Below are 20,535 nucleotides of genomic sequence, written 5' to 3'. Positions count from 1 at the left end.
AGGGCGCGGCGGTACCTGCTCGACGGTTTCCCGGCTGACCACAGGGGACACAGCCATGAAACTCACGCTCAAGGAATTTTTCGCAGGCTTTCTGCGCAGCCGTCACATCGCCCGGCACTTCCGTCGCCTCGCGTTGCTGGATTCGATCAACGACACCAAGGTCAACCGTGAAGTGCCGCCGACGCTGGCCAATACGCTGGTGGCTGCCGCCCATGCCGACAGCGCCGCGTTGCTGTCGTCGTTGGGCACGCACGGCGAGGGGCTTACCGAGGTAGAGGCCGATGCACTGCGTGCGCAACATGGCCTCAACGAGGTCGAGCACGAGCAACCGCTGCCGTGGTGGACTCATCTGTGGCACTGCTACAAAAATCCGTTCAACCTGCTGCTGACCTTGCTTGCGGTGATCTCCTGGCTGACCGAAGACCTCAAGGCGGCCGTGGTGATTTTCTCCATGGTGGTGCTGTCGACGCTGCTGCGCTTCTGGCAAGAGAGCAAATCCAATCAGGCCGCCGATGCGCTCAAAGCCATGGTCAGCAACACCGCCACTGTGCTGCGCCGGAATGGCCCACGCCGGGAGCTGCCGATCAAGCAACTGGTGCCCGGCGATCTGATCGTGCTCTCGGCCGGCGACATGATTCCCGCCGATTGCCGCGTGCTCAGCGCCAAGGACCTGTTCGTCAGCCAGGCAGCGATGACCGGTGAATCGATGCCGGTGGAGAAATTCACCCGGCACACCGATCGCGACACGCGTAACCCGCTGGAGCTGGACAACATTCTGTTCATGGGCACCAACGTCGTGTCCGGCAGCGCGATTGCGCTGATTCTCACCACCGGCAACAGCACCTACTTCGGTGCGCTGGCGCAAAGGGTCGGCGCGACGGACCGGGCGGTGACCTCGTTCCAGCAGGGCGTCAACAAGGTCAGCTGGCTGCTGATCCGCTTTATGTTCGTCATGGCGCCACTGGTGCTGTTCATCAACGGTTTCACCAAGGGCGACTGGAGCGAAGCGCTACTGTTCGCGCTGTCGATTGCCGTCGGCCTGACCCCGGAAATGCTGCCGATGATCGTCACCTCGACCCTGGCCAAAGGCGCCGTGTTCCTGTCGCGCAAAAAAGTCATCGTCAAACGCCTCGACGCGATCCAGAACTTCGGCGCCATGGACGTGCTATGCACCGACAAGACCGGCACCCTGACTCAGGACAAGATCTTTCTGGCGCGTAATGTCGACGTCTGGGGTGAGGATTCTGACGCTGTGCTGGAACTTGCCTACCTCAACAGCTACTACCAGACCGGCCTGAAAAACCTGCTGGATGTGGCGGTGCTGGAACACGTGGAAGTCCATCGTGAACTCAAGGTCGGCAGTGCGTTTCGCAAGGTCGATGAAATCCCGTTCGACTTCAATCGCCGGCGCATGTCGGTGGTCGTGGAGCGCCGCGGTCAGCCCCATCAATTGATCTGCAAAGGCGCGGTGGAAGAAGTGCTGGCGGTGTGCAGCCGGGTGCGTCACGGCGAAGTTGATGAGGCATTGAGCGATGAATTGCTGGCGCGGATTCGCCAGGTCACCGGCGCCCTCAACGCTGAAGGTCTGCGCGTGGTGGCGGTCGCGGCTCGCTCAATGGCAGAAGGGCGCGAGACTTACAGCCTGGCTGATGAACAGGAACTGACGCTGATCGGTTACGTGGCGTTCCTCGATCCGCCGAAGGAAAGCACCGCGCCAGCGCTCAAGGCCTTGGCCGAGCATGGCGTGGCGGTCAAGGTGCTGACCGGCGACAACGAGCTGGTGACGGCGAAAATCTGCCGTGAGGTCGGCCTCGCGCAACAGGGTTTGCTGCTGGGCAATGACATTGAGCGCATGAGCGATGCTGAGCTGGCCATGGCGGTCGAGACGACCAACGTCTTCGCCAGACTCACGCCGTCGCACAAGGAGCGCATCGTCCGTGTGCTCAAGGGCAACGGCCATGTGGTCGGGTTCATGGGCGATGGCATCAACGACGCGCCGGCGCTGCGCACCGCCGACATCGGCATTTCCGTGGACAGCGCGGTGGACATCGCCAAGGAAGCGGCGGACATCATTCTCTTGGAAAAAAGCCTGATGGTGCTGGAGGAGGGCGTGCTCGAAGGGCGGCGTACCTTCGCCAACATGCTCAAGTACATCAAGATGACTGCCAGTTCCAACTTCGGCAATGTGTTCTCGGTGCTGGTCGCCAGCGCGTTCATCCCGTTCCTGCCGATGCTGCCGATGCACCTGTTGGTGCAGAACCTGCTCTACGATATTTCGCAGATCGCCATTCCGTTCGATAACGTCGACGAAGCGATGCTGAAACAGCCGCAGCGCTGGCAGCCGGCTGACGTCGGGCGCTTCATGCTGTTTTTCGGCCCGATCAGTTCGATATTCGACATCACGACATTCGCCTTGATGTGGTACGTGTTCGACGCCAATACCCCGGATCACCAGACACTGTTCCAGTCCGGCTGGTTCGTGGTCGGGTTGCTGACCCAGACGCTGATCGTGCACATGATCCGCACGCCGAAGATTCCGTTCCTGCAAAGCCGTGCAGCCATGCCGCTGATGGTGATGACGGCGATCATCATGGCAGTCGGCATCTTCCTGCCCATGGGCCCGCTGGCGCATTACTTCAAGTTGCAGGCATTGCCGTCGCTGTATTTCGTGTTTCTGCCAATGATTCTGCTGGCGTACATGGCTTTGACTCAAGCGGTGAAAGGCTTCTACATCCGTCGATTCGGCTGGCAATAGCAGCCATGGAATGCTTTCCCCTGTGGGAGCGAGCCTGCTCGCTCCCACAGGGGATATTGATGCGTCAGGGCCGCCGGATGAATGAGCGGATTTTTAGGAAAAGTCCTACAGAGCTATCCCCGACGCTTGCGTAGTCTTGCCCTCCCCAAACCTCACCGGGAGAATGACCATGAGCAACAAAGCGTTGCGCATCCTGATCGCCGACCCGCAGCATTTTCATCGCATGAAAATCGAGCGCCTGTTCAACTCGCTCGGCTACTACCGCGTCGCCCCGGTGCAGAATCTCGGCGAATTATTGACCCTGGTCGACTACGGCTGCGAGCCGTTCGATGTATTGGTGATCAATGCCGAGCTGGCGGCAGGCTCCCTGGATCTGTCGGGCTTTCTGCTCGATCACCCACAGGTTCGCCACGCTCTGATCTACAACGAACCGTCGGCGCCCTTGCTGGCGGTTGCGGGGTTTGCTCAGGAAAACGCGCAGATCAGCCCGACGCCATTGCCCAATTCACAGCTCATCGGGCAGGTGATGGCGAGAGTCGAAGCTTGCGACGAACGCCAGGCACCGCCCGACTCTCACGCGTCGTTGCGCCATGCCAATGCATAAAAAACCACTCTGCACAACTGTCAGACCTGACAGGTGATTCTCTTGCTCATCCATGTAACAGTGCCGGCGCAGCCACCGACTCCGGGACAGACTGTTGCGGTGTCTTCGATTTTGCAGGAGTACCAATGAAGTCAGCGCTGATCGTCGATGATCACCCAGTCGTGCGCGCGGCCATTCGCATTGTCCTGCAGGCTCAAGGCTTCACGCAGATTCATGAAGCGTCCAATGGCAATGAAGTCGTGCCGTTGATTTGCGCGCATGATCCGCACCTGGTCGTGCTCGATCTCGGGTTGGGGTCCATGGACGGGCTGGAAGTGCTGGCGCGAATCCAGATCAAAGCGCCGACGGCACGCTGCCGGATCCTGGTGTTCAGCATGCATGAGCCCACGCATTACCAGGAGCGCTGTCTGCGCGCGGGCGCGCGGGGTTACGTGACCAAGAGCAATCATCTGACGCTGCTGCACGACGCTATCAAGGCGCTGATGTCCGGCCACACCTATTTCTCCGCGTTGCCCAATACCAGCGGTCTGTACAACGCGGTGCAACGCACTGAACAGGAGCTGATCGCTCAGCTGTCCGATCGAGAGTTATGCATTTTCGTGAACCTGGCGTTGGGCAAACCAAACAAAGCCATCGCCCAGGAGATGCACCTGAGTCACAAGACCGTCAGCACCTACAAGACCCGCATGATGGCGAAACTTGGCCTGGGTTCGCTGGTGCTTCTGCGTGAGTTCGCCAAGCGCAATCACTTGATCTGAGTACCTCGACATGACGCAGGGACTGCGGGTTTTAGGTATTTGGCTGGGGCTTGTGGCCTTGGTCTGGGCGAATGATCAGCCGCAGACGCTGGAGGTGCTGGCGCGCCTCGAACCGGGGGGTATCCAGGTCCGCCTCGATGATAGGGAACGCCAGTGGCTGCGTGAGCATCCAGTCTTGCGCATGGGCATCTCCGGCCCGGATTACCCGCCCTTCGAAATCACCCGCCAACAGCATGAGCTGGAAGGGCTGACCGCCGATTACGCCGATCTGCTGGCGCAACTGCTCGGCATCAGGATCGAAGTGCGGCGTTTCGCCGATCGGCCGGCACTGATGGCCGCACTCAAGCGCGCCGACGTTGATCTCTTGGGCACCTCGAACAGTTTCGAAGCGGCGGATCCGGCCTTCATTCTGTCGCGGCCTTATGCTGAAGATCAGCCGATGCTGGTCACGCGCCACGACGAGAAGCTGCCCGCCGACCTGACGGCCAATCGCATCGCCATGGTCGAGGATTACCTGCCACTGGCCCATGTTCAGGCGTTCTACCCCGGCGCCCACGTGCAGCTTTATGCTTCGGCCATGGATGCACTCGGCGCGGTCGCCTTCGGTGCCGACGACGTGTACCTGGGCGACTTCATCAGCGCCAATTATCTGATCAACACCAACTATCGCAACGACCTGCAATTGGCCGGGCCGTCGGGGCTTGATGCCAATCCGTTCGCCTTTGCGTTATTGCACAGCGATGTGGTGCTCAAACGCATCGTCGACAAGGCCTTGCTGGCCGTGCCCATGGAACGTCGGCATCTGATCGAACAGCGCTGGAGTGTCGGCCTCGCCGAGATGGCCGAGCAGTCCCGGGTACAGCTCAGCGCCGCAGAGCAGCAGTGGCTGGATCAGCACCCGGTGGTGCGGGTGGGCGCGGTCGAAGACTTCGCACCGTTGGCGTTTTTCGATGCCGAGGGACGCTTCAACGGCCTGGCAGCGCAGTTGTTGAGCCTCATCGCCCAGCGCAGCGGGCTGAATTTCGAGATCGTGCGTGGCACCTCGTTGAACGATCAGTTCGAGCAGCTCCAGGCGGGTGAACTTGATGTCCTGCCGGTGGTGACGCCGAGCACCGAGCGGGAAGCGCAGCTGCAATTCACCCGCGCCTATCTGAACAATCCGTTCGTGCTGGTCAGTGCGGCGAACGGCCAACATCCATTGCCACTCGACGACCTGGCGGGCAAACGCCTGGCCATCTATCGCGGCCACCCGTTGCGCGAATACCTGCTGCAACGCGTGCCCGGACTACGTCTGGTCGAAGTCAAAAGCCCTGCCGAAGGCATGGCGCTGATTGCCCGAGGACAGGTCGACGTAACGGTGAGCTCGTTGCTGGTGGCGCGTTTTCTGATTGCCCGGCAGTACCGCGATCGCCTGCGAATTACCGGCACCGTTGGCGATCAGCCGGCGCGCATCGCATTGGCCACGGCACCGCAATCGGCATTGCTGCACTCGATCCTGAACAAGGCGTTACTGAGCATTGCGCCGCAGCAAATGGATGAACTGGTCGAGCGCTGGAGCCACGATGTAGTGGTCGAGAACAGCTACTGGCTGCGCCACCGTCAGGAGATTCTGCTGGGTTTCGCCAGCGCAGCTGCCTTGCTTCTGTTGGCACTGCTGTGGATTGGCTGGCAGCGCCGGCAGATCCACCAGCGTCAGCAATGGTTGCTGCAACTGCAACAGGCCAAGGACGCGGCGGACGAAGCCAGTCGGGCCAAGAGTACTTTTCTGGCGACCATGAGCCACGAGATCCGCACGCCGATGAACGCCCTGATCGGCATGCTCGAACTGGCCCTCAAGCGCGCAGAGGAGGGCGTGACTGATCGACTCGCCATTCAGGTGGCGTCGAATGCCGGCCAGCAATTATTGGCGTTGATTGGCGACATTCTCGATATCGCTCGTATCGAGTCCGGGCATTTGTCCCTCGCGCCCGAGCGAGCTAATTTACGCGAGACGGTGTTATCGGTATGCCGAGTGTTCGAAGGGCTGGCGCGGCAGAAACGCTTGTTGTGGCGCATCGAGCTTGATCCGCGCGCCGACGTGGATGTGTTGATCGATCCGACGCGCTTCAAACAAGTGCTTTCCAACCTGTTGAGCAATGCGATCAAATTTACCCAGTCAGGTGACGTCTGCCTGCGACTGCAGATCGTTGCGATATCGCACGAGCAAGTGAGTGTGCAAGTGCTGATCGAAGACAGCGGCATCGGTATAAGTGCTGAAGATCAAAAGCGCCTGTTCAGCCCGTTCGTTCAAGCGAGCAATAGCCTTCAAGCGGCGCGCAGCGGTTCCGGCCTGGGGCTGGTGATCAGCCGTAACCTCTGCGAAATGATGGGCGGCACGCTGGGTCTCGATAGTGATCTCGGGCAAGGCACGCGAGTAAAAATCAATATCCAGTTGCCGCTGCTGACGTTGGTGACGACCACACTGGCAACGCCCGAGGCGGCAGCCGCGACCTGTGTATTAAGCGTGTTGGTGGTCGACGATCACCCGGTCAATCGCTTGCTGATGTGCTGGCAACTGAGTGAATTGGGGCATCGCACGGTAGACGTGGGCGACGGAGAACAGGGGCTGGACCGCTGGCGAACCCAGGCCTTCGATGTGGTGATCACCGACTGCAACATGCCGCGCCGCAATGGCTATGAGCTGGCACAGGCGATTCGCAACGAAGAAGCCGCCAGCGACCGCAGGCCCTGTCTGATCCTCGGTTTTACGGCCAACGCGCAGATCGAAGAGCGCCTGCGTTGTCTGGATGCCGGTATGGACGGCTGCCTGTTCAAACCGATTCGCTTGCACGATCTGGCTGAAGCCATGAACGGCGCCCGCCGTTGCGAGCTTCACGAGGATGAACTGCCTGGCGCCGAGTCGGTCGAGATTGACCTGAGTGCCCTGGAGCAGATGGCCGGGACCGATCACTCGTTGATCGAGCGTTTGCGCAAGGAAGTCGGCAATAGCTTGCGCGACGATCTGCAGGCTTTGGATCAGACCCACGTCGGCGACCGCAACGGCCTGCGTGAGCTGGCCCATCGCATCAGGGGCGGTGCGCAAATGGTTGGGGCTGCGCGGGTTGTTGCGGCGTGCGCAGATCTGGACACGGCGTGCCGAGACTGTGACAACGCTGTCATCGACCGTGCCATCGGCAAGTTGCGCGAAACCATGCACGGCCTCGCGCGCTGTCTCTGAGCCAACGCAGTCTCCTGTGGGAGCGAGCCTGCTCGCGAATAGCGCATCACCAAATCAATTGTTCTGCCTATGGAACACTCAGGCCGATATGCACCCTCTAGTCGAATATTCGATATGCCTTTAGGCTTAATCCAATGCATTTACCCATTGGAGACCCCATGAAAAACATCATCGGCATTTACACCAGCCCGCGCGGCCATTGGGTCGGCGATGGTTTCCCGGTGCGCACACTTTTCTCTTACGACAACCTGGGCAAGCACATCAGCCCGTTTCTGCTGCTCGATCACGCTGGTCCCGCCGAATTCACCCCGACCACTGAACAGCGTGGCGTCGGCCAGCACCCGCACCGTGGTTTCGAAACCGTGACCATCGTTTACGACGGCGAAGTGCAACACCGCGACTCCACCGGCAGCGGCGGCACCATCGGCCCGGGCGACGTGCAGTGGATGACCGCAGCGTCCGGCATCCTCCATGAAGAGTTTCATTCGGAGAACTTCGCCAGAACCGGCGGCAAGCTGGAAATGGTCCAGCTGTGGGTCAACCTGCCGGCCAAGGACAAAATGGCCGCGCCGGGTTACCAGACCATTCTCGACCGCGACATTCCGAGCGTCGCGCTCAAGGACGACGCCGGCAGTCTGCGTCTGATCGCCGGTGAATTCGACGGGCACACCGGACCTTCGCGCACCTTCACGCCGATCGACGTCTGGGATCTGCGCCTCAATGCTGGCAAGTTGCTGACGCTTGATCTGCACGAAGGACGCAATACCGCACTGGTGGTGCTGAAAGGCTCAGTGCAAGTCAACGGTGCGGAGTCGGTTGGGGTAGGGCAGTTGGCGCTGTTCGAACGCGACGGTGATCGACTCACTCTCCAGGCCAGCGAAGACGCGGTGGTATTGCTGCTCAGCGGCGAGCCGATCGACGAACCGATCGTTGGCCACGGCCCGTTCGTGATGAACACCGAGCAGGAAATCCACCAGGCCTTCGCCGACTTCCAGTCCGGGCGCTTTGGCCAGATGCACGCCTGAACCGAAGCTTTACTGGCAACTGAAATTCCCTGTGGGAGCGAGCCTGCTCGCGAATGCTCTGATTCAGTCGAAGAGGTAGTGACTGACAGGACGCCTTCGCGAGCAGGCTCGCTCCCACAGGTTTTTCAGCGTTTTCGAGACGCTGTTCATCCGCCGAAATCAATTGCTCCTACACTGTGCCAATCTGTGCGATCTTCTCGCGATTGGCCTTTGTCGGAGTTGTTTGATGCTGTCTCTGCTGACCGAACACCCGTTGTTTAGCGCGTTGATCCTGATCCTGCTCGATCTTGGCCTGTGGCGGCTGATCAGCTCTCGCGGCAGCGAATGGAAGCTGCTGGTGCGGGTACTGATTTTCGCCCTGTTCAGCATTGTGCTGTTCAACGAAGGCCTCAACCCGATGGAACCGGCACCGTGGGCCGACAACGTGCCGCTGCATCTGGCGGCGACCGGGTTGCAGATCGGCTGGTGGCTGTTTGGTGCGCGCACCCTGACGGTGTTGATCGGCGCGGCGATGATGCAGCGGGTCGGCCACACCGGCCGGCTGTTGCAGGACTTGCTCGGCGCGGTGATTTTCCTCATCGCGATCATTGCGGCGCTGGCGTACGTGCTCGATCTGCCGGTCAAAGGCGTGCTGGCGACGTCCGGCGCGTTGGCGATCATCGTCGGTCTGGCCTTGCAGAGCACGTTGAGCGATGTGTTCTCCGGCATCGTCCTCAACACCACCAAGCCCTATCAACTTGATGACTGGATCTCCATCGACGGTACCGAGGGCCGCGTCACCGACATCGACTGGCGCGCCACGCGTCTGCAAACCAGCCAGGGCAGCATGGCCGTGATTCCCAACTCGCTGGCGGCGAAAGCCAAAATCATCAACTTCAGCCGACCGAGCAATATGTTCGGCGTTTCCGTCAGCGTGCCCGTCAGCCCCCATGCCCGGCCCAGTTCGGTAATCGAGGCGCTGGAGCGGGCAATGCAGGGTTGTCGGCAATTGCTCGACACACCGGCGCCCAGCGTGTCGTTGAAGAGTTCTGCCAGCGGCGGCGCGGAGTACGAAATCAGTGGATTTGTCGCCTCGATGGGCGAGAAGCGCGTGGTGCGCAATCAGTTGTTCGACCTCGCTTACCGGCATTTGCAGGCCTCCGGCGTCAATCTGCTGTCGAGCAACGAGACCAGCGCCGCACCGCAGTTGTCGCGGCCACGGGCGCTGCTGGAAAGCTCACCGATCTTCTCGACTCTGCGTGAAGAAGAAAAAGACACCTTCAGCCAGAACATGACCCTGCAAACTTTCCGCGCCGGCGAGACGATCCTGGCGGGCGGGGAGGTCAGCGATCACTTGTTCATCATTGAGTCCGGCGTGGTTTCGGTGACGCTCAAGCGCCATGGTGCACCACTGGAATCCGGGCGCATGGGGCCGGGTGAGGTGATCGGCGAGGCCGGGATTCTTTCCGACACCGCCTTGCCGGCGGATTTTTCCGCGAAGACTTTCTGCGCCCTGTATCGCATCGAGAGGTCCTACCTGAAACCGTGCCTGGACGCGCGCCATGACATCCACGATGCGATGCAGGCGTTGCTCGATTTCCGTCTGCACAAGGCGCAGTCGCTGACCGAGGAAACGCCCGTGGTCGCGCCGAAAAGAGGCTTTCTGCAATGGCTGCGTAATCGCGTCTGAGCTGTCGCTTTGTGATTCGATGCAACCTGCGCGGCGTTCTCAGGGTCACAATTTGCAATCCCACCGGGCAGGAGTTGCAGACGATGAAAAACCTGCGAATCGCCACCTTCAACGTCAACGGCATGCGCGCGCGGCTGCCGAATCTGCTGGAATGGCTCAAGCGCGAGCAACCGGACATCGTCTGCCTGCAAGAGCTCAAGTCAGTGGACAGCGCATTTCCCGCCGCCGAACTGGAGGCCGCCGGTTACGGCGCAATCTGGCAGGGCCAGGCGTCATGGAATGGCGTGGCGATTCTGGCGCGCGATGCACAGCCGCTGGAGAGTCGACGCGGTTTGCCCGGCGATCCCGATGACACGCACAGCCGCTATATCGAAGCGGCGGTCCACGGTGTGCTGGTCGGTTGCCTGTATCTGCCCAACGGCAACCCGCAGCCGGGGCCGAAATTCGATTACAAACTGGCCTGGTTCGAGCGTCTGATCAATTACGCCAAAGACCTGCAAAGCAGCGATCACCCCGTGGTGCTCGCCGGTGACTTCAATGTCGTGCCCACCGACATGGACATCTACAACACCCGATCCTGGCTCAAGGACGCTTTGTTGCAACCCGAAAGCCGCGAGTGCTACCAGCGGCTGCTGGATCAGGGCTGGACCGATTCCCTGCGCCACGTGTATCCCGAAGAACGCCTCTACACCTTCTGGGATTACTTCCGCAATCATTGGCAAACCAACTCCGGCCTGCGCATCGACCACCTGCTGCTCAACCCGGCATTGAGCCCGTATCTGCACGACGCCGGTGTTGACGCCTGGGTGCGCAACGAACCGCACGCCAGCGACCATGCGCCGACTTGGATTCGCATCGGCTCGCGGAAAAAACGCTGAACGGGCGATTGGCGAAATCAATTGTCGAAAACTGTGCCTGATCCCGTATACAGGGCAACATCCACGCAGTGTTCTGCGGCCCATGCATAAGGATCGAGCAATGAGTGCGCCACGGCTGACCAGTACCAATCTGTACCTGCAACGTTTGGGTTTCGATGCGCCGCCGGCACCGACGCTGGATACGTTGCGCCAGTTGCAGTCCCGCCACACCGCTCGGTTTGTTTTCGAAAATCTGGCAACGATCAGTGCAGAGCCGGTGTTGATCGACTTGGTCTCCATCGAAGACAAGGTATTGCAGCAGGGGCGGGGCGGCTACTGCTATGAGCTCAATCATTTGTTTTATGCGCTGCTGCTTGAATTGGGCTTCGACGCGCGGGCGATCAGCGGGCGCGTGGTGATGAATCAACCGGAAGGCAGCTGGACGGCGCGCACCCATCGTTTGAGTCTGGTGACCATCGACGAAGTGCGTTACATCACCGACGTCGGCTTTGGCGGCATGGTGCCCACCGCGCCGCTGTTGCTCGACAGTGAAGATGAGCAACCCACCCCACACGAACCCTACCGTATCGACAAGCAAGCTGATGGCTACCTGCTGCGCGCCAAAGTCGCAGGCGAATGGCGGCCGATGTACCTGTTCGATTTGCAACGCCAGGAAGACATCGATTACACCGTTGGCAACTGGTACGTCTCGACGCATCCCGAGTCACCGTTCGCCCAGCGCCTGATGGTGGCGCGCACCGGCGCTGGCTGGCGCAAAACCCTGAACAACGGCAGTTTTGCCATTCATCACATGGGCGCGGACAGTGAGCGGCGCGAGGTGGCAGACGTCGACGAGCTGATGAAATTGCTGCGGCGCGAGTTCGATCTTCAGGTGCCTGATTCACCGCGTGTGCGACAAGCGCTGGCTCGGGTCATCGCGCCAGCCTCCATCTAAGGCTTTACATCAGGCTCCAATACGCGACGGATTTCGCCGATGGCCGCTGACAGCTTTCGCTCGAGACTCTTGAGATCGGTGGCGGTGATGCCTTTCTTGAATTGCCCCGTCAGACCTGAATCGTCAGCGCTTCCCTGCTGGCGTGGGCCATCAAGCAGAGCATGGCGCAGGGTGTTGTTGATCACAGTCTGGTAGCCAAAGCCCTCGGTTTCCGCGGCGGTACGCGCCGCTTCGATCACCGCGTCATCAAGCATGATAGTGATGCGGGTCTTGCCCTTGCTCGGCGCTACTGCGCCGCGTTTACCTGCGGAAAAGTCATATTCGTCTTTCATCGGTCAAGCCTCCTGAAAATACGCGCGTCGTTCGCTGGGTGTGGCGAGACGTGCGGAAATGATTCGAACAACATTGGCTTCGCGATAGCTGTAAGCAACGGCAAGCACACGACCTTTGGCATCGAGGCCGAGGGTGATCCAGCGTTGTTCGTCATGGTCGTTGTCCTCAAGTGTCAGTGCGCGTTCGTCATGGAAAACCGGTTCGGCTTCGGCGAGGCTGATGCCCTTGTGCTTGAGTTTGTTGGCTGGGTTTTTGCTTTTGTCGTACTGAATCTTGAATGACTTCATTATGCATACTTTATATGTATAAAAAAGAGCGCGACTACACCGTCGGTCGCCGTGAACACTTCAGCCTAGTGGGCACTGGCGCGAGCGCAGCGGGGATGTGTTGCCGAATTTGTTGGGGCAAGAAGCGCAGGCTAGAAGGTTGGATGGCTACCTAACCATTATGTGACTGACAAGTTGTATACAACTCTATGGACATTTGTCCTGAGTATTGAATACAGTGTGCGCATAACAAAAACCAGGGAACCCCCCACCATGAAAACGCCCCATGTTTCACACCAACGGCCCGAGGACGAAAACCTCGGGGTCGGCGCGAATATGGCTTACGGCCTGCAACATGTTCTGACCATGTACGGCGGTATCGTTGCGGTGCCACTGATCATTGGCCAGGCGGCCGGTCTGTCGCCGGCGGACATTGGTCTGTTGATTGCTGCTTCATTGTTTGCGGGGGGGCTGGCGACGTTGCTGCAAACCCTGGGTCTGCCGTTTTTTGGCTGTCAGCTGCCGCTGGTCCAGGGCGTATCGTTCTCCGGCGTGGCGACCATGGTCGCGATCGTCAGCAGTGGCGGGGAGGGCGGTTTCCAGTCGGTGCTGGGCGCGGTGATTGCCGCCTCGTTGATCGGCTTGCTGATCACGCCGGTGTTCTCACGCATCACCAAGTTCTTTCCGCCGCTGGTCACCGGCATTGTGATCACCACCATCGGCCTGACGCTGATGCCGGTGGCCGCACGCTGGGCGATGGGCGGCAACAGCCACGCGCCGGACTTCGGCAGCATGCAGAACATCGGTCTGGCGGCGGTCACGCTGGTGCTGGTGTTGCTGCTGAGCAAGGTTGGCAGCGCGACCATTTCTCGGCTGTCGATTCTGCTGGCCATGGTCATCGGCACGGTGCTGGCGGTGTTCCTCGGCATGGCGGATTTCTCCAGTGTCACCACCGGCCCCATGTTCGGCTTCCCGACACCGTTCCACTTCGGCATGCCGACCTTCCACTTCGCCGCGATTCTGTCGATGTGCATTGTGGTCATGGTGACGCTGGTGGAAACCTCGGCGGACATCCTCGCCGTGGGCGAGATCATTGACACCAAGGTAGATTCCAAACGCTTGGGCAACGGCCTGCGCGCCGACATGCTGTCGAGCATGTTTGCGCCGATCTTCGGTTCGTTTACGCAAAGTGCTTTCGCGCAGAACGTCGGGCTGGTGGCGGTGACCGGGATCAAGAGCCGATTCGTGGTCGCCACCGGCGGCCTGTTCCTGGTGGTGCTCGGCCTGCTGCCGTTCATGGGCCGGGTGATTGCTGCCGTGCCGACTTCGGTACTCGGCGGCGCCGGGATCGTGCTGTTCGGTACTGTGGCTGCGAGCGGCATCCGCACGTTGTCGAAGGTGGACTACCGCAACAACGTCAACCTGATCATCGTTGCCACTTCGATCGGTTTCGGCATGATCCCGATCGCCGCGCCGAACTTCTACGATCACTTCCCGAGCTGGTTCGCGACGATTTTCCATTCGGGCATCAGTTCGTCGGCAATCATGGCGATCCTGCTCAACCTGGCGTTCAACCACTTCACGACCGGCAACTCGGATCAACAGTCGGTGTTCGCCGCAGCCGAAGAGCGCACTCTGCGTTATCGCGATCTCGCCGCGCTGCGTGAAGGCGATTACTTCAGCGACGGCAAGCTGCATGATTGCGATGGCAAGGAAGTGCCAGTGATCGAGCCGGATGACCATGATCATGGCCACGGCGCGCCGAAGGTGCAGGTGAAAAGCAGCGAACATGTCTGACCGCTGCGTCTGAAACGGAAAAGGCCGATCTGCCCAAACAGATCGGCCTTTTGGTATTTTTAATGCGCTCACAAAAAAGCCCCTGAACCTTGCGATTCAGGGGCTTTGCTATTTGGCTCCACAACCTGGACTCGAACCAGGGACCCAGTGATTAACAGTCACTTGCTCTACCAACTGAGCTATTGCGGAATTGGTGCGTATGTTACTGATTCAAAAAGAGAAGTCAAGCATCGCCTGGCAACTTTTGCGATTCGTCGGGACGGACGGCATTTTGTCAGCGATTGGCGGTTACCAGAATGACTTCAGAGGTCTACCATGGCAGCCCGGAAGTGGTCACACGCGCTACCGGCCATTCGCCGCAAAGGTACGCGCCATGACTCAAATCACCCGCAACACCGAGGTGCTCGCATGAGCACTGCACAGATCAGCCTGCCCAAAGGGATCGGCCCGCACGCCGAAAAACTTTTCGATGCAATCACCGGGGCAAGTACCGCCGAAGAATTGAACCGCGCCGGCGGCAAGGCCGAAGGTTTCGTCCTCGGTCTCGAAAGCAGCAAGGCCATCAAAAGCCAGGTCGCCGAATCGCTGTATGTGATTTACGACGATGCCGCCACCCAGCGCTCGGCTGAACTGGCTTAACTGCCGAAAGTAATCGTGCCGAGCATCAGCTTGGCATAGACCGCCGTCGCCGCCAGTTGCACCAGCCACAGGGCTAGGCCACCGAGGAATACCCCGGTGGCGACTTGCAGCACCAGGCTCTTTTCACGCTTGGCCGGAGCGCGCGGGATGAAATCATCCAGGTCGTCACGGTCGGCGCGCAGGTTGTCGTTTTTCATGTGGGTTCTCGCAAGGTTCCGGGTTCGGCTCATGTCCTGTGGGAGCGAGCCTGCTCGCGAAAGCGTCTTGTCAGCTGACATAGCATCGACTGGCCGACCGCATTCGCGAGCAGGCTCGCTCCCACAGGTTGGATTTGTGTGCAGTCCAGTCTAGAGGTTGCAAGGCGTTTTCTGAGACAAATAAAAACGGGAAGCCGTTCAAGGCTTCCCGTTTTTTCATCACTCGCCGAAATCAGATGACCTGAACGATCGCGTCCGTCACAGCCTTGATGTTGCTCTGGTTCAAGGCAGCCACGCAGATGCGGCCGGTGTCCAGGGCGTAGATGCCGAACTCGTTGCGCAGGCGATGCACTTGTTCAGTGGTCAGGCCGGAGTAGGAGAACATGCCGCGCTGACGACCGACGAAGCTGAAATCGCGGCCCGGCGCTTTTTCCGCCAGCAGGGCAACCATCTGCTCGCGCATGCCGCGAATACGCAGACGCATTTCGGCCAGTTCGGCTTCCCACTGCGCGCGCAGTTCCGGGCTGTTCAGCACCGCAGCAACGATGCTGGCGCCGTGGGTCGGCGGGTTGGAGTAGTTGGTGCGGATCACGCGCTTGACCTGCGACAGCACGCGCGCGCTTTCTTCTTTCGATTCGCTGATGATCGACAGTGCGCCAACGCGTTCGCCGTATAGCGAGAACGATTTGGAGAACGAGCTTGAGACGAAAAAGGTCAGGCCGGATTCGGCGAACAGGCGCACAGCGGCGGCGTCTTCATCGATGCCGTCGCCGAAACCCTGGTAAGCCATGTCGAGGAACGGCACGTGACCTTTGGCCTTGACCACTTCCAGCACCTTGTTCCAGTCCGCCGGGGTCAGGTCGACGCCGGTCGGGTTGTGGCAGCAAGCATGCAGGACAACGATCGAGCCGTTCGGCAGGGCGTTGAGGTCGTCGAGCATGCCGGCACGGTTCACGTCGTGGGTGGCAGCGTCGTAGTAACGGTAGTTCTGCACCGGGAAACCGGCGGTTTCGAACAGCGCGCGGTGGTTTTCCCAGCTCGGGTCGCTGATCGCCACGACAGCGTTCGGCAGCAGTTGCTTGAGGAAGTCGGCACCGATTTTCAGTGCGCCAGTCCCGCCGACCGCCTGAGTGGTGATGACGCGACCGGCGCTGATCAGCGGCGAGTCGTTGCCGAACAACAGTTTCTGCACGGCCTGGTCGTAGGCAGCGATGCCATCGATCGGCAGATAACCGCGCGAAGCGTGTTGCGCGACGCGAATCGTCTCGGCTTCGATCACCGCGCGCAGCAGTGGAATTCGCCCCTCTTCGTTGCAGTACACGCCCACGCCCAGGTTGACCTTGGTGGTCCGGGTATCGGCGTTGAATGCTTCGTTGAGGCCCAGGATTGGATCGCGGGGTGCCATTTCGACAGCGGAGAACAGGCTCATTATTACGGCGGCTCTGAATGGAGAGTGGAGGGACGTGTAGCGCTCCAGCCGAATGCACTAGAGCGGTGCACAAACGGGGAGCTAGTATAGAGGCCATCACCGCGCAATGGCGACAGGCGAATCGGCTTTTGGGGTAAGTTTTTCCGATTATTTCTGGACCGTTAGTCGATTGACTTTGTCAGACTCTTTACCGGATGTAGGACGTTTGCCTTGAAAGGTTAGGCAATCGCCACCACATTCAGCACAATCCAGGTTTTTTCTTGCGCGACATCGGTCGTTTGCGGTCGTCCTCGTGGTGCTCCGCCTGACGCGGAACGCCGCGATTCCAGAGGTGTGTATGTCGGAATTCCAGCTAGTCACCCGCTTCGAGCCTGCCGGCGATCAGCCGGAAGCCATTCGCCAGTTGGTTGAGGGCATTGACGCCGGGCTGGCGCACCAGACACTGCTCGGTGTGACCGGTTCGGGCAAGACCTTCAGCATTGCCAACGTCATCTCCCAGGTCCAGCGGCCGACGCTCGTACTGGCGCCGAACAAGACCCTGGCCGCGCAGTTGTACGGGGAGTTCAAGGCGTTCTTCCCCAACAACGCCGTTGAATACTTCGTTTCCTACTACGACTACTACCAGCCCGAAGCGTATGTGCCGTCGTCCGACACCTTCATCGAGAAGGACGCGTCGATCAACGACCACATCGAGCAGATGCGACTGTCCGCGACGAAAGCGTTGCTGGAGCGCAAGGACGCGATCATCGTCACCACGGTGTCGTGCATCTATGGTCTGGGCAGCCCGGAAACCTATCTGAAAATGGTCTTGCACGTGGATCGCGGCGACAAGCTCGATCAGCGCGCGCTTCTGCGGCGCCTGGCTGACCTGCAATACACCCGCAACGACATGGATTTTGCCCGGGCGACGTTCCGCGTGCGCGGTGATGTGATCGACATCTTCCCGGCGGAATCCGATCTGGAAGCGATCCGCATCGAGCTTTTCGACGACGAGGTCGAGAGCATTTCCGCCTTCGACCCGCTGACCGGCGAAGTCATCCGCAAGATGCCGCGCTTCACTTTCTATCCGAAGAGCCACTACGTGACGCCTCGGGAAACCCTGCTCGACGCCATCGAAGGCATCAAGGTCGAATTGCAGGAGCGCCTCGAATACCTGCGCAGTAACAACAAACTGGTGGAGGCCCAGCGCCTGGAGCAGCGCACCCGTTTCGACCTCGAGATGATCCTCGAGCTGGGTTACTGCAACGGCATCGAAAACTACTCGCGCTACCTTTCCGGGCGTCCATCCGGCGCGGCGCCACCCACGCTTTACGACTATCTGCCGGCCGACGCCTTGCTGGTGATCGACGAATCCCACGTCAGCGTGCCGCAGGTCGGCGCGATGTATAAGGGCGACCGTTCGCGCAAGGAAACCCTCGTTGAGTACGGCTTCCGCCTGCCTTCGGCGCTGGACAACCGGCCCATGCGTTTCGACGAGTGGGAAGGGGTCAGCCCGCAGACCATTTTCGTTTCGGCAACGCCCGGCAATTACGAAGCCGAGCACGCCGGGCGGGTGGTTGAGCAGGTGGTGCGGCCGACCGGCCTGGTCGACCCGCAGGTTGAAGTGCGGCCGGCGCTGACTCAGGTCGATGACTTGCTCTCGGAAATCACCAAGCGCGTGGCGATCGAAGAGCGTGTGCTGGTCACCACGCTGACCAAGCGCATGGCCGAAGACCTGACCGATTACCTCGCCGACCACGGCGTGCGCGTGCGTTATCTGCACTCGGACATCGATACCGTCGAGCGCGTCGAGATCATCCGCGATTTGCGCCTCGGCGTGTTCGATGTGCTGGTCGGGATCAACCTGCTGCGTGAAGGCCTCGACATGCCGGAAGTGTCGCTGGTGGCGATTCTCGATGCCGACAAGGAAGGCTTCTTGCGTTCCGAGCGCTCACTGATCCAGACCATCGGCCGCGCGGCGCGTAACCTCAATGGCCGGGCGATTCTCTACGCCGATCGCATGACCGGTTCGATGGAGCGGGCGATTGGCGAGACCGAGCGCCGTCGCGAGAAGCAGATCGCCTTCAACCTTGAGAACGGCATCACCCCGAAAGGTGTGATCAAGGACGTCGCCGACATCATGGAAGGCGCCACCGTGCCCGGTTCGCGCAGCAAGAAGCGCAAAGGCATGGCCAAGGCCGCCGAAGAGAACGCCAAGTACGAAGCCGAACTGCGCTCGCCAAGCGAAATCACCAAACGCATCCGCGCGCTGGAAGAGAAGATGTACCAATTGGCGCGGGATCTGGAGTTTGAAGCGGCGGCGCAGATGCGCGACGAGATTGCCAAACTGCGCGAACGATTGCTTACGGTATAAGGGATCGTTCCCACGCAGAGCGTGGGAACGATCATTGTGTTTCCCTGTGGGAGCGAGCCTGCTCGCGAATGGCCTTCACACAAATCGGACGGCCTAGCGCATCCGGCTTAAATACCCTGCCCGCTGGAGCGGGGCGGGTGTCGCCTGTTACCATTCGCCGCTTGATTGTTCTGCTCTTCATTTTTTCGAGACAAGCCATGACCACCGTCCGCACTCGCATCGCGCCATCGCCTACCGGGGACCCCCACGTAGGTACCGCTTACATCGCATTGTTCAACTACTGCTTTGCCAAGCAGCACGGCGGTGAGTTCATCCTGCGCATCGAAGACACCGATCAGTTGCGTTCGACCCGCGAGTCCGAACAGCAGATCTTCGACGCCCTGCGCTGGCTCGGCATCGACTGGAGCGAAGGCCCGGACGTCGGCGGCCCGCACGGCCCGTATCGGCAGAGCGAGCGCGGCGACATCTATCAGAAGTACTGCCAGCAACTGGTCGACATGGGCCATGCGTTCCCGTGCTTCTGCACTGCTGAAGAACTCGATCAGATGCGCGCCGAGCAAATGGCTCGCGGCGAAACTCCACGTTACGACGGCCGCGCACTGCTGCTGTCGAAGGAAGAAGTCGCGGCGCGCCTGGCCGCTGGCGAACCGCACGTGATCCGCATGAAGGTGCCGAGCGAAGGCGTCTGCGTGGTGCCGGACATGTTGCGTGGCGACGTCGAGATCCCGTGGGATCGCATGGACATGCAAGTGCTGATGAAGACCGACGGCCTGCCGACGTACTTCCTCGCCAACGTGGTCGACGATCACCTGATGGGCATCACCCACGTGCTGCGTGGCGAAGAATGGCTGCCATCGGCACCGAAACTGATTTTGCTGTACGAATACTTCGGCTGGGAACAGCCGGAGCTGTGCTACATGCCGCTGCTGCGTAACCCGGACAAGAGCAAGCTGTCCAAGCGCAAGAACCCGACCTCGGTGACCTTCTACGAGCGCATGGGCTTCATGCCGGAAGCGATGCTCAACTACCTCGGGCGCATGGGTTGGTCGATGCCGGACGAGCGCGAGAAGTTCTCGCTGCAGGAAATGGTCGACAACTTCGACCTCAAGCGTGTCTCCCTCGGCGGGCCGATTTTCGACATCGAGAAGCTGTCGTGGCTCAACGGCCAGTGGCTGCGCGATCTGCCGGTGGAAGAGTTTGCCGCCCGCGTGCAGAAGTGGGCGTTCAATTCCGACTACATGATGAAGATCGCGCCGCACGTTCAGGGCCGTGTTGAAACGTTCAGCCAGGTCGCACCGCTGGCGGGGTTCTTCTTTGCCGGCGGCGTGAATCCGGATGCCAAGCTGTTTGAGTCGAAAAAGCTCTCCGGCGATCAGGTTCGCCAGTTGATGCAATTGATCCTGTGGAAACTGGAAAGCCTGCGGCAGTGGGAGAAGGACAGCATCACCGCGACGATCCAGGCGGTGGTCGAATCTCTGGAGCTGAAACTGCGCGACGCGATGCCGCTGATGTTTGCTGCGATCACTGGGCAGGCCAGTTCGGTGTCGGTGCTCGATGCGATGGAAATCCTCGGCCCGGACCTGACCCGTTTCCGTCTGCGCCAGGCGATTGACCTGCTGGGCGGCGTGTCGAAGAAAGAAAACAAGGAGTGGGAAAAGCTCTTGGGCGCCATCGCCTGATT

The 20,535-nt window shown here is 60.2% G+C and carries 17 protein-coding genes and 1 tRNA gene; 13 read left to right on the top strand and 5 right to left on the bottom strand.

What is annotated here, in order from left to right:
• The first annotated feature begins 55 nt into the window (after nt 1-55).
• The 8 genes from mgtA to KVG87_RS12180 all read left to right on the top strand — a co-directional run bounded on the left by mgtA (nt 56) and on the right by KVG87_RS12180 (nt 11,840).
• The gene (mgtA, locus tag KVG87_RS12215; RefSeq protein ID WP_217850866.1) at nt 56-2,755 is read left to right on the top strand and encodes a magnesium-translocating P-type ATPase; all 2,700 of its coding nucleotides are present in this window, start codon (nt 56-58) and stop codon (nt 2,753-2,755) included.
• 169 nt (nt 2,756-2,924) lie between these two features.
• Nucleotides 2,925-3,359 (top strand): ANTAR domain-containing protein, encoded by a 435-nt coding sequence (locus tag KVG87_RS12210; RefSeq protein ID WP_041478514.1) that lies wholly within the window; start codon nt 2,925-2,927, stop codon nt 3,357-3,359.
• A gap of 125 nt (nt 3,360-3,484) precedes the next feature.
• Nucleotides 3,485-4,117 (top strand): response regulator transcription factor, encoded by a 633-nt coding sequence (locus KVG87_RS12205; protein WP_076567062.1) that lies wholly within the window; start codon nt 3,485-3,487, stop codon nt 4,115-4,117.
• Between the two features lie 10 nt (nt 4,118-4,127).
• The gene (locus KVG87_RS12200; RefSeq protein WP_217850865.1) at nt 4,128-7,334 is read left to right on the top strand and encodes a transporter substrate-binding domain-containing protein; all 3,207 of its coding nucleotides are present in this window, start codon (nt 4,128-4,130) and stop codon (nt 7,332-7,334) included.
• 158 nt (nt 7,335-7,492) lie between these two features.
• Entirely contained in the window at nt 7,493-8,359 is an 867-nt protein-coding gene (locus KVG87_RS12195) for a pirin family protein (protein WP_076567068.1), read from the top strand.
• A gap of 226 nt (nt 8,360-8,585) precedes the next feature.
• Nucleotides 8,586-10,028 (top strand): mechanosensitive ion channel family protein, encoded by a 1,443-nt coding sequence (locus KVG87_RS12190; RefSeq protein ID WP_217850864.1) that lies wholly within the window; start codon nt 8,586-8,588, stop codon nt 10,026-10,028.
• 83 nt (nt 10,029-10,111) lie between these two features.
• Nucleotides 10,112-10,906, top strand: coding sequence for an exodeoxyribonuclease III (xth, locus tag KVG87_RS12185; protein WP_130887377.1), 795 nt, complete (start codon nt 10,112-10,114; stop codon nt 10,904-10,906).
• A gap of 100 nt (nt 10,907-11,006) precedes the next feature.
• Nucleotides 11,007-11,840, top strand: coding sequence for an arylamine N-acetyltransferase family protein (locus tag KVG87_RS12180; protein ID WP_217850863.1), 834 nt, complete (start codon nt 11,007-11,009; stop codon nt 11,838-11,840).
• Here the strand turns inward: KVG87_RS12180 and KVG87_RS12175 are convergent.
• Nucleotides 11,837-12,172 carry a BrnA antitoxin family protein gene (locus KVG87_RS12175; protein WP_016773914.1) on the bottom strand — a complete coding sequence of 112 codons (336 nt, stop codon included), beginning with the start codon at nt 12,170-12,172 and terminating at the stop codon, nt 11,837-11,839. The genes KVG87_RS12180 and KVG87_RS12175 overlap by 4 nt on opposite strands.
• Before the next feature lie 3 nt (nt 12,173-12,175).
• A complete protein-coding gene (locus KVG87_RS12170; RefSeq protein ID WP_217850862.1) occupies nt 12,176-12,460 on the bottom strand; it encodes a BrnT family toxin in 285 nt (94 codons plus the stop codon).
• 252 nt (nt 12,461-12,712) lie between these two features.
• On the opposite strand from KVG87_RS12170, the gene KVG87_RS12165 reads away from it, so the two are divergent.
• The gene (locus tag KVG87_RS12165) at nt 12,713-14,236 is read left to right on the top strand and encodes a nucleobase:cation symporter-2 family protein (protein ID WP_024012376.1); all 1,524 of its coding nucleotides are present in this window, start codon (nt 12,713-12,715) and stop codon (nt 14,234-14,236) included.
• Nucleotides 14,237-14,349: 113 nt separating this feature from the next.
• Here the strand turns inward: KVG87_RS12165 and KVG87_RS12160 are convergent.
• Nucleotides 14,350-14,425: transfer RNA gene (locus KVG87_RS12160), tRNA-Asn, on the bottom strand.
• Between the two features lie 10 nt (nt 14,426-14,435).
• Here KVG87_RS12160 and KVG87_RS12155 point away from each other — a divergent pair.
• Together KVG87_RS12155 and KVG87_RS12150 are read left to right on the top strand one after the other, a co-directional pair.
• The gene (locus KVG87_RS12155; protein WP_217851068.1) at nt 14,436-14,648 is read left to right on the top strand and encodes a hypothetical protein; all 213 of its coding nucleotides are present in this window, start codon (nt 14,436-14,438) and stop codon (nt 14,646-14,648) included.
• Nucleotides 14,645-14,875 carry a hypothetical protein gene (locus tag KVG87_RS12150; RefSeq protein ID WP_024012377.1) on the top strand — a complete coding sequence of 77 codons (231 nt, stop codon included), beginning with the start codon at nt 14,645-14,647 and terminating at the stop codon, nt 14,873-14,875. The genes KVG87_RS12155 and KVG87_RS12150 overlap by 4 nt, the downstream gene beginning before the upstream one ends.
• On the opposite strand, the gene KVG87_RS12145 is transcribed toward KVG87_RS12150, so the two are convergent.
• Together KVG87_RS12145 and KVG87_RS12140 are read right to left on the bottom strand one after the other, a co-directional pair.
• Nucleotides 14,872-15,072 (bottom strand): hypothetical protein, encoded by a 201-nt coding sequence (locus KVG87_RS12145; protein WP_041478524.1) that lies wholly within the window; start codon nt 15,070-15,072, stop codon nt 14,872-14,874. The two genes, KVG87_RS12150 and KVG87_RS12145, sit on opposite strands and share 4 nt — an antisense overlap.
• Before the next feature lie 232 nt (nt 15,073-15,304).
• Nucleotides 15,305-16,501, bottom strand: a complete 1,197-nt coding sequence (locus KVG87_RS12140; protein WP_016773918.1) for an amino acid aminotransferase — start codon at nt 16,499-16,501, stop codon at nt 15,305-15,307.
• Between the two features lie 337 nt (nt 16,502-16,838).
• On the opposite strand from KVG87_RS12140, the gene uvrB reads away from it, so the two are divergent.
• Nucleotides 16,839-18,854 carry an excinuclease ABC subunit UvrB gene (uvrB, locus tag KVG87_RS12135; protein WP_016773919.1) on the top strand — a complete coding sequence of 672 codons (2,016 nt, stop codon included), beginning with the start codon at nt 16,839-16,841 and terminating at the stop codon, nt 18,852-18,854.
• Nucleotides 18,855-19,051: 197 nt separating this feature from the next.
• Nucleotides 19,052-20,533, top strand: a complete 1,482-nt coding sequence (gltX, locus tag KVG87_RS12130; protein ID WP_071171803.1) for a glutamate--tRNA ligase — start codon at nt 19,052-19,054, stop codon at nt 20,531-20,533.
• The last annotated feature ends 2 nt before the right edge of the window (nt 20,534-20,535 follow it).

The sequence above is a fragment of the Pseudomonas siliginis genome (genome assembly GCF_019145195.1).
GTDB lineage: Bacteria > Pseudomonadota > Gammaproteobacteria > Pseudomonadales > Pseudomonadaceae > Aquipseudomonas > Aquipseudomonas siliginis.
Note: the sequence above shows the minus strand (reverse complement) of the source record. Positions and strands in the feature narration are given on the sequence as shown.